Raw genomic sequence first — 13,754 nt, 5'->3', positions numbered from 1 at the left:
CGCGTGGACGATGCCGGGCAGGTGCCGGTGACGAAACGAGGACCGGGGCGCGCGGGCGGCCGCGGGCCGCGGCGGGCTCAGCCGCCGGTGCCGGGAACGGGGAAGGCGCCGGTCGCGCGGCGCACGATCTCGCCGTAGACCTCGGGGTCGGTGGTGTACTCGCCCAGCCGGCAGGTCTTGCGGCTGCCGTGGTAGTCGCTGGAGCCGCTGGCCAGCAGGCCGAGGTCGGCGGCCAGGCCGCGCAGCCGCGCGCGGGTCGGGGCGTCGTGGTCCATGTGGTCGACCTCGATGCCGTCGAGGCCGGCCGCGGCGAGTTCGGCGATCGCGCTCTCCGGTACGCACGAGCCGCGCTTGACGGCCAGCGGATGCGCGAAGACGGTGACCCCGCCGGCGGCCTTGACCAGCCGGATCGCGTCGAACGGGTCGAGTTCGTGCTTCTCGACGTACGCCCGGCCGTCGTTCGCGAGCCACTCGGAGGTGAAGGCGTCCGAGACGGAGCCGATCACGCCGAGGTCGACGAGGGCGGTGGCGATGTGCGGCCGCCCCACGGCGCCGTCGCCGGCGATCCGGGCGACCTGCTCCCAGGTGACCGGCACACCGAGCTCGCGCAGCTTGGCGACCATGCCCCGGGCGCGCGGCACCCGGTCGTCCCGCACCAGCTCCCGCTCGCGGGCGAACTCCGGCTCCTCGGGGTCGAAGAGGTAGGCGAGCATGTGGAGGCTCACGCCGTCGAGCCGGCAGGAGAGTTCGGCGCCGGTGACCAGCGTCAGGCCGGCGGGCAGCGCGGCCCGCGCCTCGGCGTGGCCGCCGACGGTGTCGTGGTCGGTCAGCGCGACGACGTCCAGACCCGCGGCCGCGGCGCCCCGCACCAGCTCCGCGGGGGTGTCCGTACCGTCGGACGCCGTGGAGTGGGTGTGCAGATCGATGCGCACGACGCGGACTCCAGACTGCTCCGGGACGGATACGGGACGCGGCCCGGCCGGCACGCCGGGGAGGTGCTCCGCAGGGACCTCAGCAGGATACCGGGCGGCCGGTGGCGTCCGGGGCCCGCCGGAGGGTGAGCGGCGCCACCCCGGCGGCACGGCGCCGAGGGAGCCTCAGCCCAGGATCCGCGGCGAGATGGCCCCGCACGGCAGCAGGTCGACCTCGGCGCCCGCCTCGCGCAGATCCGTCAGCACCAGCTCGTCGTACATCAGCAGCCCCGACTGCTCCGGCCAGGCGATCGCCCAGAGCCACAGTCCGCGCGCCTCGCCCGCGAAGACCGCACGGTCCGGGGGCGCCCCCTCGACGTGCCACAGCGCGGTCGGGCGGCCGGCGGCGAGCACCTTGGCGTGCGGCGGCTTGTCGACACACATGTGGGGGCCGGGGTCGGGGCCGTCGATCCCGGCATAGCGGGCGCCGAGGCCGACGCCCAGTTCCTCGGCGATCAGCAGCAGTTCGCCGGGACCGCCGAGCGGTCCGGGGCCGGTGCAGGCCACCGCGGTCGCGCGGCCGCCGCTGCGGTCGTCGCCGGCGCAGGCCACGCCGGTGAACAGCCAGCCGACGGGCAGCGGCCAGGGCATCCAGACGGGCACCTGGGCGCGGTGCACGACAACGCCGAGCGCCTCGACGCTCGGCGGGACGACCGGCTGGAGCGGGTGCACGGTGCCGTGCAGCGCGCACTGCCAGGTGTCGGAGAAGAGACCGGGCGCCCTTACCCGGCCTCCGCACTTCGGGCAACTGGGTTCGCCCCTCATAGCCCCCCACGGTCCTCCAGCCCCGCCGCCGCGTCAAGGACGATCACCCGACCGGTGTGCCCCGAATCACCTGCGCCGCAGCGGAATTGACCGCTCCGCGCGGCCCGCCCCCGTCACCACGAAGAATAGTTGCCACTTGCACTCTTTAGCCTGCCTAACTTATTGTGTGTAAACGTCAACGATCTCGGCGGCCCGGCGGACCGCACGGACCGGGGATACGCAACCGGCAACGGGAAGGGGATCCGCAGCATGAGCGGCACGAAGAGCAGCGGCCACGGCAGCGGCACGGACGATCCGTTCGAGGAGGGCGGCACCTCCGTCCTCCGCCAGCCGAAGGCGGTGTGGGCCACGGCGGGCGCCTCGGTCGTGGCCTTCATGGGCATCGGCCTCGTCGACCCGATCCTCCCCTCGATCGCCCGGGGCCTGCACGCCACCAACAGCCAGGTCTCGCTCCTGTTCACCTCCTACTTCCTGATCACCGCCGTCGCGATGCTCGTCACCGGCTTCGTCTCCAGCCGCATCGGCGGCCGCAGGACGCTGCTGGCCGGGCTGGCGCTGGTGGTGGTCTTCGCCGCGCTCTCCGGCATGTCGGGGTCGGTCGGCGAACTCGTCGGCTTCCGGGCCGGCTGGGGCCTGGGCAACGCCCTGTTCGTGTCCACGTCGTTGGCGGTCATCGTGGGCGCCGCGGCCGGCGGCAGCGCGGCCGCGATCCTGCTCTACGAATCCGCGCTCGGGCTCGGCATGGCCTGCGGCCCGCTGCTCGGGGCGGTCCTCGGCGACATGAAGTGGCGCTACCCGTTCTTCGGCACCGCCGCCTTGATGGCCGTCGGCTTCGTCGCCATCACGGCCTTCCTCAAGGAGCAGCCGAAGCCGGCCTCCAGGACCTCGCTCCTCGACCCCGTCAGGGCGCTCGGCCACGGCGGCCTGGCCTCCGCCGCCGTCTCCGCGTTCTTCTACAACTACGCGTTCTTCACGGTGCTGGCCTTCACCCCGTTCGTGCTCGACATGTCGCCGTACAAGTCCGGTGGCGTGTTCTTCGCCTGGGGCGTGCTGCTCGCGGTGTTCTCGGTGCTCGTGGCGCCCCGGCTGCAACGCCGCTTCGGCTCGCTGAAGGTGCTGGGCGGCTCGCTGCTGCTGCTCGCCGCCGACCTGCTGGTCCTGGGCTACGGCGACCACACCACCGCCGTCGTCTGCACGGTCGCCTCCGGCGCCTTCATCGGCCTGAACAACACCGTGTTCACGGAGCTGGCCCTGGGCGTCTCGGACGCGCCGCGCCCGGTGGCGAGCGCCGGCTACAACTTCGTGCGGTGGTTCGCGGCGGCGGCCGCGCCGTTCCTCGCGCCCGAGATCGAGGAGTGGACCGACGTCCACGTCCCCTTCGTGGTCGCGGCCGCCGCCGCGGCGATCGGCGCCGGCATCGTCGCGGTCCGGCGCCGCGCGCTGACCACCGAGGCCGAGGCACTGGAGCCGCGGCACGCCCTGGAGGACGGGGTCGCGGCCTTCGCCGACTGAAGCCGACCGGGCATCGCGCACGCCCCGAAAACCGCCCGCGTACGGAAACTGACGCCCCGTCCGCCCTCGTTCCGGAGGGCGGACGGGGCGTGCGCGTCGTACCGCCGGGTGCGGCTCAGTCGAGCGGGACGCCCGGACGCAGCGGGTCGCGCAGATCCGTGCCGTGCTCCAGCCACCGCTTCTCCAGGGCCTCGGCCCCGTGGACCCGCTTCCAGGCCGCCTCGTTGGGCGTCATCGGCAGCAGCGGCAGGAAACGGACCGGTTCCCTCGGCTCGTCGAGCGCGAGGTCCTCGACCAGCCCGCCGGGCGAGGCGACCAGCACCGAGGTGAAGGGCGCGCCCGGCCACAGCGGCTCGCCCACGTCCAGCGAGGCCCCCGGCGCCACGACCACCCCTTCGACCTGCGGCGACGCGGCGAGCACGGCGAGCGGCCTGAGCACCTTGTCGCTCTCCACGAGGCCGGCGCGCACGGACAGCAGGAGTTCGCCGCGCGGTCCGCGCAGCGGATCGGCCAGCACCGCGGTGGGATCGGCCATGGGCTGCGCGGACATCCCGAGCGTGGCGTAACGCACCACCCCGCTGTCCACGAAGCGGAGGACCTCGATACGGTCGGTGCCGAGAAACGTGACGGCAGCACGCGCGTCCGGCTCGCCCAGTGTCGTGCGCAAACGGGCTTCGACCAGCTCAAGAACGTCAGACATGCCGCGAGCATAGGCCGGGCTCGTCAGCCGTCCGTCACCGCTCCACGCACGACTCCGCAACGCCCCCGTTCTTCGTATCGAACGGGCAAAGCGGCGCGGTATCACTTCAGGCGGCTGATAGCCTTGCCGTCTGGTCAGGGAATGACGTCGTCCCCCAACGGGGACCGGCCGGAGGAGGTGGGGCTGCGGTGGATCCGAGTCGACCGTGCAGTACCGATAGTTCTCCTGTCATCCCCTACGCGCAGCGAATCTCCTGATCCGAGAGCTTCCGTACCCCGCCGCTCAGCGGTGAAACCAGGGAAGCACCTTTGCGCCGGATGTAGATGACGGAAGAGCGCCTTCGACTCTTTGTTCCGTGTTTTCTGCGAACTGCCGTCAGTGTCCCCGCACGGAGCGCCGCCCGCTTTGCGGACGTACAGCCGATGACGCCTCGTACGTCCACGTTCCGGGCAGCGTTGCGCCCCGCGCTCGCAGCTGACGGCCGGCCCGTGAAGGAGCCTGCCATGTCGATGATCCGTGACCTGCGTGCCGCCGTCCGTCCCTCCCGGCGCCGCGACCACGCCCCGTACGCCTACGAGAAGTCCGCCCCGGCCTGCGCCAACAGCGCCATCGTCGACTGCGGGGTGTACCGCGAGGGCCGCCGGGTGAGCGACCACGTCACCCCGGCCGAGGCGATGGCCTCGGTCCGCTCCGAGGGCGGCTTCGCCTGGATCGGGCTGCACGAGCCCACCGAGGCCGAATTCGCCGGTATCGCCCAGGAGTTCGGGCTCCACCCGCTCGCCGTCGAGGACGCCGTGCACGCCCACCAGCGGCCCAAGCTGGAGCGCTACGACGAGACCCTGTTCACCGTGTTCAAGACGGTGCACTACGTGGAGCACACCGAGCTGACCGCCACCAGCGAGGTGGTGGAGACCGGCGAGGTGATGTGCTTCACCGGCCGGGACTTCATCGTGACGGTGCGGCACGGCGGCCAGGGCTCGCTGCGCGCGCTGCGCCACCGGCTGCAGGACGACCCGGAGCTGCTGGCCAAGGGGCCGTCCGCGGTGCTGCACGCCATCGCCGACCAGGTCGTCGACGGCTACATGGCGGTCGCGGGCGCGGTCCAGGACGACATCGACGAGGTGGAGATCGACGTCTTCAGCTCGGGCACCAACGGCAAGGGCAACGGCGGCAAGGGCTCGCCCAAGGGCGGCGACGCCGGGCGGATCTACCAACTCAAGCGCGAGGTACTGGAGTTCAAGCGCGCGGTGTCGCCGCTGCTGCGGCCGATGCAGCTGCTGAGCGAGCGCCCGATGCGGCTGGTCGACTCCGACATCCAGAAGTACTTCCGGGACGTCGCCGACCACCTGGCGCGGGTCAACGAGCAGGTGCTGTCCTTCGACGACCTGCTCAACTCGATCCTGCAGGCCAACCTCGCGCAGGCGGCCGTCGCGCAGAACGAGGACATGCGCAAGATCACCGCATGGGCGGCGATCTTCGCCGTCCCCACGATGATCGCCGGGATCTACGGCATGAACTTCGACTACATGCCCGAGCTGCACTGGAAGTTCGGCTATCCGGCGATGATGCTGGTCACGGTCGCCATCTGCTTCGGCATCCACCGCGGGTTCAAGCGCAACGGGTGGCTGTGACGCGGACCGGGCGGGGTCCGGGCCGGCCGCGTCCCAGCGCCCGGGCGGCCCCCGACCGCCCGGCGCGGGGCCATTAGGCTGGGTCGTATGACGGAGACCGTGTCGCAGGCCCTGCAGGATCGGGCGCTCATCGAAGAGGCCACCAAGAAGTCCGGCCTCATCTGGGTGCGCGGGAACACCGGCCCGGCCCGGGCGCTGTGGCACCTGTGGCACGACGGAGCGGCCGTCCTCGTCGGGGACGGCGCCGGCGAGCAGCCGCTGACCGGCCTCGGGCTGGCCGACGGCGGCACGGCGACGGTCACCGTGCGCAGCAAGGACAAGGGCGGCCGGCTGATCGCCTGGCAGGCCAGGGTCGTCGAGCCGGCACCGGACAGCGAGGCCTGGCGGGCCGCCGTCGACGAGCTGAAGGGCAAGCGCCTCAACGCGCCGGACGCCGACACCCTCACCGAGCGCTGGGCGCGCGAGTGCCGGGTGCTGCGGCTGGAGCCGACCGGGGAGACGACGCAGCGCCCCGGCGCGATGCCGGACGGCTCACATGCCGCACCGCCGCCGGCCTCCCCCGCGATCACCCGGCGCCCGGCACCCGCGGCGCTGCCGAAGCTGCTGCGGCGGGGGCGCAAGGGCTGAGGCCCGGCCCCTGCCCGGCCCCGGATGCGCCGAGGAGCCGGGCCGCCGGAGGGCCGCCCGGCGGCGGGCTCCGCGGCCCGTCCCCGGCGCTCAGCCCTTGCCGGAGATCTTGGAGCCGTAGTCCACGACCTGGTCCTTGGCCGGGGCCTTGAGATCGACGCCGCGGCCCCAGTCGGCCAGCCGGACGACGCCGGCGCCGCCGGCCCGGCGCAGCCGCAGCGGGTAGGACGTGCCCTCCAGTGAGACGTCCAGGGTGCCGCCGGAGCCCGCGCCGGCCGCCACCCGGATGGTGCGGGTCCCGCCGACGTCGCCGCGCTCACCGGTGGTCAGCTTGCCGTGCAGCCCGAGCAGGCCGGCGAGCAGGGTGTCCTTGTCGGTGAAGCCGCTGAAGCGCTGGTAGACGGGGTCGCCGGCGGGCACCTTGACGTACTTGCCGCCGAGCTTGTCCGCCGCCTGGTTGGGCCGGCCCGAGCCGCCGCTCTTCTCGCCCGCCCAGAAGGCCGCGTTCGCCTTCAGATAGAGCGCGTCGCCGACCCGCAGCAGCTGGAAGGCGGCCGCCTTCGTGGTCAGCTCCCCCTTCGCGCCGTCCTTCGCCAGGCTCATGTCGAGCTGGTAGGTGCGGCCCTGGCTGACGACATTGCCGGAGAGGTGCACGGTGTCTGCGCGCTGGGCCGCGGCCCGCGCCTTGGCTTCGATCTTCGCGGCGGGCAGCTTCCCCACGCCGTTGGTGCCGGCGTCCGGATCCTCCCCGCCGCAGCCCGCCAGCGCCGCGGCCAGTACCGCACAGACCGTCCCCAGCAGCGCGGCCCGTCCCGTACGACGGGTTCCGGCCAGGGGTCGGGGGCCGGCGCCCGGGGGAATTGCGCTCACGTCGGCTGTGCCTCCTGATGCGGGTGACCTCGACAGCAGTACGGCAGCGTACCTGGGCCGCGCACGGTCGTCGGCAGGGTGCACGGCGGTCACCCTACGGCCTCCTCCACCGGGGCGGCGCAGGCCGGGGCGCGTTAGCCTGAACCCGGATCAATGCCTTGTTTCGGGGCCTTACGGGAGAAAGGGCGGCACTCTGCATGGCAGTGGTGACTCCCCGGGTCTTCGTCTCCCATCTCGCCGGCACCGCCGTCTTCGATCCGCACGGCGACCAGGTCGGCCGGCTGCGGGACCTCGTCGCGCTGCTCCGGGTCGGCGACCGCCCGCCCCGGCTGCTCGGGGTGGTCGTCGAGGTGATCAGCCGGCGCCGGATCTTCGTGCCCATGACGCGGGTGACCGGGGTGGAGTCCGGCCAGATCATCATCACCGGCGTGGTCAACATGCGCCGCTTCGAGCAGCGGACGTCGGAGACGCTGGTGCTCGGCGAGCTGCTCGACCGGCGGGTGCGGCTGGTGGACACCGGCGAGGAGGTCACCGTCCTCGACATCGGCATCACCCAGCTGCCGGCCCGCCGCGACTGGGAGATCGACAAGGTCTTCGTCCGCAAGGGCAAGGGCGGGGCGCTGCGGCGCAAGGGCGAGGTGCTGACCGTCGAGTGGTCCGCGGTGACCGGCTTCTCGCTGGAGGAGCACGGACAGGGCGCGGAGAGCCTGCTGGCCACCTTCGAGCAGCTGCACCCCGCCGACCTCGCCGGGGTGCTGCACCACCTCTCCGCCAAGCGCCGTGCCGAGGTCGCCGCGGCGCTCGACGACGACCGGCTCGCCGACGTCCTGGAGGAGCTGCCGGAGGACGACCAGGTGGAGATCATCGGCAAGCTGAAGGAGGAGCGGGCCGCCGACGTCCTGGAGGCGATGGACCCCGACGACGCCGCCGACCTGCTCTCCGAGCTGCCGGAGGAGGAGAAGGAACGGCTGCTGGCGCTGATGCGGCCGGAGGAGGCCGCCGATGTGCGGCGGCTGATGTCGTACGAGGAGCGCACCGCGGGCGGGCTGATGACCACCGAGCCGATCGTGCTGCGCCCGGACGCGACGGTCGCCGACGCGCTGGCGCGGGTGCGCGACCCGGACCTCTCGCCCGCGCTGGCCGCCCAGGTCTACGTCTGCCGGCCGCCGGACGAGACGCCCACCGGCAAGTACCTGGGCCTGGTGCACTTCCAACGGCTGCTGCGCGACCCGCCGTTCACCCTCGTCAGCTCGATCGCCGACACCGATCTGCCGGCCCTGCCGCCGGACACCCCGCTGCCGGAGGTGACCAGCTATCTGGCCGCGTACAACATGGTCGCCGCCCCGGTCGTGGACGAGAGCGGGGCGCTGCTCGGCGCCGTCACCGTCGACGACGTGCTGGACCACCTGCTGCCGGACGACTGGCGGGAGGACGGGCTGCACGGCGCCGGTCCGGCCGGTCTGACCGGCGGGACCGCCCTCGGGGAGCGCGCTCATGGGCGCTGAGGAGCGGGAGGGCGCCAGGGAGCGGTCGCGGGCCAACGGGGCGTCGGCGCTGCGCCGGGGCGCCGCCGACCGGCCGCGGGTGCGCCTCGACCAGCCGCGGGCGCCGCGCCGTACGTTCCTGCCGGAGTACGACCCGGAGGCGTTCGGGCGGCTCTCGGAGAAGATCGCCCGCTTCCTGGGGACCGGCCGCTTCATCGTCTGGATGACCGTCACCATCATCCTGTGGGTCATCTGGAACACCACGGCGCCCAGCGGCCTGAGGTTCGATCAGTACCCGTTCATCTTCCTGACGCTGGCACTGTCGCTGCAGGCGTCGTACGCCGCGCCGCTGATCCTGCTGGCGCAGAACCGCCAGGACGACCGCGACCGGGTCACCCACGAACAGGACCGCAAGCAGAACGAGCGGTCCATCGCCGATACGGAGTATCTGACCCGGGAGATCGCGGCCCTGCGGCTCGGCCTGGGCGAGGTCGCCACCCGCGACTGGATCCGCTCCGAGCTCCAGGACATGCTGAGGGATCTGGAGCCGCGGCGGCCGGCCGGCGCGGAAAGTGAGGAACGCGACCGCTGACGGCCTTTCCGGAGGCACCCTCACGCGCCGTACCATCGGGACATGGCCAACGACACTCCCCCAGGCACCGCACCGAGCGAGGACGCGATCCGCGAAGCGCTCGCGACGGTGAACGACCCCGAGATCCACCGCCCCATCACCGAGCTGGGGATGGTCAAATCGGTGGACATCGCGGCGGACGGCGCCGTGGCGGTCGTGGTCTACCTCACGGTCTCCGGCTGTCCGATGCGCGAGACGATCACCAGCAACGTGCGGGAGGCCGTCGAGCGGGTCGAGGGCGTCACCTCCGTCGCCGTCGAGCTGGACGTGATGAGCGACGAGCAGCGCAAGGAGCTGGCGACGTCGCTGCGCGGCGGCACCGCCGAGCGCGAGGTGCCGTTCGCCCAGCCCGGTTCGCTGACCCGGGTCTACGCCGTCGCCTCCGGCAAGGGCGGTGTCGGCAAGTCGTCGGTGACCGTCAACCTCGCCGCGGCGATGGCCGCCGACGGCCTGAAGGTCGGTGTCGTGGACGCCGACATCTACGGCCACTCCGTGCCCCGGATGCTCGGTGCCGACGGCAAGCCCACCCAGGTCGAGAACATGATCATGCCGCCGTCGGCGAACGGCGTGAAGGTCATCTCGATCGGCATGTTCACCCCCGGCAACGCCCCCGTCGTCTGGCGCGGCCCGATGCTGCACCGCGCGCTGCAGCAGTTCCTCGCCGACGTCTACTGGGGCGACCTGGACGTACTGCTGCTGGACCTGCCCCCGGGCACCGGCGACATCGCGATCTCGGTGGCGCAGCTGGTGCCGAACGCCGAGATCCTGGTGGTCACCACCCCGCAGCAGGCCGCCGCCGAGGTCGCCGAGCGGGCCGGCTCGATCGCCGTGCAGACGCACCAGAAGATCGTCGGCGTGGTCGAGAACATGTCCGGGCTGCCCTGCCCGCACTGCGACGAGATGGTCGACGTCTTCGGCACCGGCGGCGGCGAGCGGGTCGCCGAGGGCCTGACGAAGACGACCGGCACCCAGGTGCCGGTGCTCGGCGCCATCCCGATCGACGTCCGGCTGCGCGAGGGCGGCGACGAGGGCAAGCCGGTCGTGCTGACCGACCCCGACTCCCCCGCCGGCTCGGCGATCCGCACCATCGCGGGCAAGCTGGGCGGCCGGCAGCGGGGCCTGCAGGGCATGTCGCTCGGCATCACCCCGCGCAACAAGTTCTGAGACGGGCCGGGCCGGTTCCCGGACCGCGCACGAAGGGGCGGACCCACAGCGGGTCCGCCCCTTCGTGCGTGCGGCCGTCCGGCCCGTGTGCGCCGGCCGGTCAGCCCTCGTACGCGGCGAGGTCCTTGATCACCGAGAAGCCCAGCCCGTAGGCGCTCATCCCGCGCCCGTAGGCGCCGATGTGCACGCCCTCGGGACCCTCGCCCCCCGAGCCGGCCAGTACCCAGCCGTACTCGGACTCGCGGTAGGCGAACGACGTCGGCTCGCCGTCCACCGGCAGCATCAGCTCGCTCCAGCTCCCGCCGCCGAGGTCGTCGGCCAGCTCCCAGGCGAGCATCGTCTGCTGGTCCAGCCAGTCCTGGCGCAGCGTCCGGTCCATCTGGGTGGGCCAGGTGTGGGCGAGCAGCCCCGACCCGGCCAGCCAGGCGGCCGTCGAGACCGAGGTCGCCTCCAGTACGCCGGTGCCGTCGGCGCTGCGCCGCACGGGGCGGCTGGCGACCGTCACCACCACCGCGAACCGCTCGTCCTGAGGCGGCTCCACCTTGATGGTGGGCTCCTCGCCGTGCCCGGTGGCACCGTGCTCGACGGTCCCGTCCGCGGCCGCTCCGACCTGCATCAACCAGCGCGGACCGGTGAACGCCTCGTCGAGGCCGTACCACGGGAACGCGGCCAGCAGATAGCCGTCGACCTTCCGGCCGGCCTCTACGGACACCCCTTGTGCCGCCGTCCGACTCGTCGTCTCCATCTGCGCGGAGCCTCCTTGTTGCCCTGTGTCGTGGGCGGCCCGCCCCCCTCAGGCGACCGAACCCCGGACACCGGGAGCATAGCCATAGGCGTCAACACAGCCGGTCATACTGGTGTGTGTCAGGTGGCGTCGGCGTCGAACGGCGGACGCTCGTCCGGCTGAGGGCTTCCGGTCTTCTTCACCAGGTCGGGGCGGCCGGCGGAGGCGGCCGGGGACTCCTTGGACAGGCTGGGACCTGAGCCGTTCGAGGGCGTGGCGGACGAGGCGCCCTCGCGGCTGTGGACGGCGTCGGTGACCTCGGCCATCTCCTTCTTCAGGTCGAAGCCGTTACGGATCTCCTGAAGGTCCTTGAGGCCGTACTCGTCCTTCTCCAGGACGTGCTTGCGCACGAAGTTCTTGGGCTTGAGGTCCTCGAACTCGAAGTCCTTGAAGTCCGGCCCCAGCTCGCTGCGGATGTCCTCCTTGGCGCTGTCGGAGAACGCCCGCACCTTGCGGATGAAGCCCATGACGTCCTGGATGACCTTGGGCAGCTTGTCCGGGCCGAAGACGAGCACGGCAAGGATCACGAGCGCCACCAGCTCGAGGGGTCCTATGTCGAAGAACACCTAGCAGCTCCTTGGGTCATCCGCGGCCTTCGTCGGCCTTTGGGCCAGGCCGCCTCTCACGGTACCTGGCCCCGTACGTCGGACGGGAGTCACCCGTGCCAACACCATGCAAACGATCAGCCCGTGCTGGAGGAACCCAGGCTGAGCCGTACGGTCCGGTCCTTGCCGCCCCGCAGGAGGGTGAGCACCAGCGTGTCGCCGGGGCGGTGGCTGCGGATCTTGACGATCAGCTCCTCGCCGCTGTGCACCGGGGCGCCGTCCACCTTCGTGATCACGTCGCCGGCCTTGATCCCGGCCTTGGCGCCGGGGCCGTCCGGCAGGACCGGCGGCTTGCCGCCCTTGCTGCTCTTGCCGACCCGCGCCCCGTCACCGGCGTACTCCATCTCCAAGGTCACGCCGATCACCGGATGCGTCGCCCGGCCGGAGTTGATCAACTCCTCCGCCACCCGCTTGGCCTGGTTGATCGGTATGGCGAAACCCAGCCCTATGCTGCCGCCCTGGCCGCCGCCCTCCAGACCGCCGGCGCTGTCGGCCGCGCGGATGGCGCTGTTGATGCCGATCACCCGCGCCTTGGCGTCCACCAGCGGGCCGCCGGAGTTGCCGGGGTTGATGGGCGCATCGGTCTGCAGCGCGTCCACGTACGAGACATCGCTGCCGTCGCCCTTCTCGCCGCCCGCGGTGATCGGGCGCTGCTTGGCGCTGATGATCCCGGAGGTGACGGTGTTGGCGAGGTCGAAGGGCGCGCCGATCGCCACCACCGGGTCGCCGACCTGCACGGAGTCGGAGTTGCCGAGGGTGAGCGGCCGCAGTCCCGTGACGCCCTCCACCTGGATGACGGCGAGGTCGTAGCCGCCGTCCTGGCCGACGACCCTGGCCTTGGCCGTCTGGCCGCCGCTGAAGGTCACCGAGATCTCGCCGCCGCTGCCGGCCGGCTGGACCACGTGGTTGTTGGTGAGGATGTGCCCCTGGCGGTCGAGGACGAAGCCGGTGCCGGTGCCCTGCTCGGCGCTGCCGCGCACATGGATCGTGACCACTCCGGGCAGCGCGCGCTGCGCGATCCCGGCGACGCTGTCGGGCCTGCGGCCCGCCCCGTCACCGGCGGACTGCGGCAGCCTGATGTCGTTGATCCCGCCGTAGCGCTCGACATACGCACCGATGCCGCCGCCGATGCCGCCCGCGAGCAGGGCGAGCGCCACCGCTCCGGCGACCAGCGGCCCACGGCGGCGCCGCCGGTCCTGCGACACCGGCGCGAGCGGCCCGGCCTGCAACGGCGCGCTCCAGGGGTCGTACTGCTGCCAGGCGCCGTGGGGGGCGGGGTGCGGCCCCTGGCCACCGGCCGCCGCCCCGTGGTCGCCCGGCAGGCCGGAGAAGGCCTGCGGTGGCGCCGCGTAGGGCGCGGCCCCCGCCGGCCGGGGCCCGCCGTCACCGGGGTGGGGGACGAACGGGGCGTCGGCGGTGTCCTGGGGTGGGGCTTGAGGGGTGGGGGCGGAGTCGTCGGGGCCGGTGGCCGGTCCGTCGGGGCCGGTGTCCGGTCGGGGGGCGGGGTCCAGGGGGGCGCCGGCCGAGGGGGCGGCCTGCGGGCCCGGGGCAGGTGCGGCGGGGGGCCGCGGGCCCGCGGCGTGCGGGGCAGCGGGGTGCGGGCCGGCGTCGGGCTGCGGGCCCGGGGCAGGTGCGGCAGGAGTCTGCGGACCCGCGGCAAGCGGTGCGGCAGCAATCTGCGGGCCCGCGGCGGGTGCGGCAGCGGACTGCGGGCCCGTGGCGGGTGCGGCAGCGGACTGCGGGCCCGCGGCCGGCACGGCGGTCGTTGGCGCGCCGTCCGTCTGCGGTGCGTCGGTGTGGGCGAGGGCGTCCGGGGCCGAAGGGGGCCACGGGGGACCGGGCTTCTGCGGTTCCGGCCGAGGGGAGGTGCCGGCACCGTCGGCCGCCCGAGGGTGCGCGGCATCGGCCGGCTGGGGGTGCGCGGCATCGGCCGGCTGGGGGTGCGCGGCATCGGCCGGCTGGGGGTGCGCGGCATCGGCCGGCTGGGGGTGCGCGGCATCGGCCGGCTGG

Annotated in this window: 13 protein-coding genes; 6 read left to right on the top strand and 7 right to left on the bottom strand. The window is 73.2% G+C overall.

The genetic code is table 11. The features are described from left to right. Positions 1-77 precede the first annotated feature (77 nt). On the bottom strand, positions 78-932 hold the full coding sequence (locus AB0411_RS19355; RefSeq protein ID WP_366418496.1) for a PHP domain-containing protein: 855 nt from the start codon (positions 930-932) through the stop codon (positions 78-80). A 165-nt stretch (positions 933-1,097) separates the two neighbouring features. Further along, positions 1,098-1,736 (bottom strand): DUF6758 family protein, encoded by a 639-nt coding sequence (locus AB0411_RS19350; protein ID WP_366418495.1) that lies wholly within the window; start codon positions 1,734-1,736, stop codon positions 1,098-1,100. Between the two features lie 249 nt (positions 1,737-1,985). On the opposite strand from AB0411_RS19350, the gene AB0411_RS19345 reads away from it, so the two are divergent. Then, on the top strand, positions 1,986-3,248 hold the full coding sequence (locus AB0411_RS19345; RefSeq protein ID WP_366418494.1) for an MFS transporter: 1,263 nt from the start codon (positions 1,986-1,988) through the stop codon (positions 3,246-3,248). A gap of 115 nt (positions 3,249-3,363) precedes the next feature. Here AB0411_RS19345 and AB0411_RS19340 read toward each other — a convergent pair whose 3' ends face one another. After that, positions 3,364-3,948 carry a suppressor of fused domain protein gene (locus AB0411_RS19340; RefSeq protein ID WP_366418493.1) on the bottom strand — a complete coding sequence of 195 codons (585 nt, stop codon included), beginning with the start codon at positions 3,946-3,948 and terminating at the stop codon, positions 3,364-3,366. Between the two features lie 503 nt (positions 3,949-4,451). On the opposite strand from AB0411_RS19340, the gene AB0411_RS19335 reads away from it, so the two are divergent. Together AB0411_RS19335 and AB0411_RS19330 are read left to right on the top strand one after the other, a co-directional pair. Beyond that, positions 4,452-5,579 carry a magnesium and cobalt transport protein CorA gene (locus tag AB0411_RS19335; protein WP_366418492.1) on the top strand — a complete coding sequence of 376 codons (1,128 nt, stop codon included), beginning with the start codon at positions 4,452-4,454 and terminating at the stop codon, positions 5,577-5,579. Positions 5,580-5,666: 87 nt separating this feature from the next. Then, a complete protein-coding gene (locus tag AB0411_RS19330) occupies positions 5,667-6,206 on the top strand; it encodes a hypothetical protein (RefSeq protein WP_366418491.1) in 540 nt (179 codons plus the stop codon). Between the two features lie 90 nt (positions 6,207-6,296). Here the strand turns inward: AB0411_RS19330 and AB0411_RS19325 are convergent, their stop codons facing one another. Continuing rightward, positions 6,297-7,076 (bottom strand): hypothetical protein, encoded by a 780-nt coding sequence (locus tag AB0411_RS19325; protein WP_366418490.1) that lies wholly within the window; start codon positions 7,074-7,076, stop codon positions 6,297-6,299. 197 nt (positions 7,077-7,273) lie between these two features. Between AB0411_RS19325 and AB0411_RS19320 the strand changes: the two genes are divergently transcribed. Genes AB0411_RS19320 through AB0411_RS19310 form a run of 3 tightly spaced genes read left to right on the top strand, consistent with a single transcriptional unit; the run spans position 7,274 to position 10,355 of the window. Further along, complete coding sequence (locus tag AB0411_RS19320; RefSeq protein WP_366418489.1) at positions 7,274-8,581, top strand: magnesium transporter MgtE N-terminal domain-containing protein; 1,308 nt, start codon at positions 7,274-7,276, stop codon at positions 8,579-8,581. Beyond that, positions 8,571-9,152 (top strand): DUF1003 domain-containing protein, encoded by a 582-nt coding sequence (locus AB0411_RS19315; protein WP_366418488.1) that lies wholly within the window; start codon positions 8,571-8,573, stop codon positions 9,150-9,152. Before AB0411_RS19320 ends, AB0411_RS19315 begins: the two co-directional genes overlap by 11 nt. Positions 9,153-9,194: 42 nt before the next feature. After that, positions 9,195-10,355, top strand: coding sequence for an Mrp/NBP35 family ATP-binding protein (locus tag AB0411_RS19310; RefSeq protein WP_366418487.1), 1,161 nt, complete (start codon positions 9,195-9,197; stop codon positions 10,353-10,355). 100 nt (positions 10,356-10,455) lie between these two features. Here AB0411_RS19310 and AB0411_RS19305 read toward each other — a convergent pair whose 3' ends face one another. From AB0411_RS19305 to AB0411_RS19295, 3 genes are all read right to left on the bottom strand, one after another. Next, positions 10,456-11,100, bottom strand: a complete 645-nt coding sequence (locus tag AB0411_RS19305) for a hypothetical protein (RefSeq protein ID WP_366418486.1) — start codon at positions 11,098-11,100, stop codon at positions 10,456-10,458. 119 nt (positions 11,101-11,219) lie between these two features. Further along, positions 11,220-11,705, bottom strand: coding sequence for a sec-independent translocase (locus tag AB0411_RS19300; RefSeq protein ID WP_366418485.1), 486 nt, complete (start codon positions 11,703-11,705; stop codon positions 11,220-11,222). A 116-nt stretch (positions 11,706-11,821) separates the two neighbouring features. Continuing rightward, complete coding sequence (locus AB0411_RS19295) at positions 11,822-13,501, bottom strand: trypsin-like peptidase domain-containing protein (protein WP_366418484.1); 1,680 nt, start codon at positions 13,499-13,501, stop codon at positions 11,822-11,824. Between the last annotated feature and the right edge of the window lie 253 nt (positions 13,502-13,754).

Origin of the sequence: Streptomyces angustmyceticus (assembly GCF_040701845.1) — a bacterium.
GTDB classification, from domain to species: domain Bacteria; phylum Actinomycetota; class Actinomycetes; order Streptomycetales; family Streptomycetaceae; genus Streptomyces; species Streptomyces angustmyceticus_A.
This window is presented reverse-complemented; position numbering and strand designations above follow the sequence as displayed.

What these genes read in the sequence shown, in the direction of transcription:
- AB0411_RS19315 (WP_366418488.1), top strand. Translation starts at nt 8,571, where the DNA reads ATGGGCGCTGAGGAGCGGGAGGGCGCCAGGGAGCGGTCGCGGGCCAAC.
- AB0411_RS19340 (WP_366418493.1), bottom strand. Translation starts at nt 3,948, where the DNA reads ATGTCTGACGTTCTTGAGCTGGTCGAAGCCCGTTTGCGCACGACACTG.
- AB0411_RS19310 (WP_366418487.1), top strand. Translation starts at nt 9,195, where the DNA reads ATGGCCAACGACACTCCCCCAGGCACCGCACCGAGCGAGGACGCGATC.
- AB0411_RS19335 (WP_366418492.1), top strand. Translation starts at nt 4,452, where the DNA reads ATGTCGATGATCCGTGACCTGCGTGCCGCCGTCCGTCCCTCCCGGCGC.
- AB0411_RS19320 (WP_366418489.1), top strand. Translation starts at nt 7,274, where the DNA reads ATGGCAGTGGTGACTCCCCGGGTCTTCGTCTCCCATCTCGCCGGCACC.
- AB0411_RS19305 (WP_366418486.1), bottom strand. Translation starts at nt 11,100, where the DNA reads ATGGAGACGACGAGTCGGACGGCGGCACAAGGGGTGTCCGTAGAGGCC.
- AB0411_RS19330 (WP_366418491.1), top strand. Translation starts at nt 5,667, where the DNA reads ATGACGGAGACCGTGTCGCAGGCCCTGCAGGATCGGGCGCTCATCGAA.
- AB0411_RS19345 (WP_366418494.1), top strand. Translation starts at nt 1,986, where the DNA reads ATGAGCGGCACGAAGAGCAGCGGCCACGGCAGCGGCACGGACGATCCG.
- AB0411_RS19350 (WP_366418495.1), bottom strand. Translation starts at nt 1,736, where the DNA reads ATGAGGGGCGAACCCAGTTGCCCGAAGTGCGGAGGCCGGGTAAGGGCG.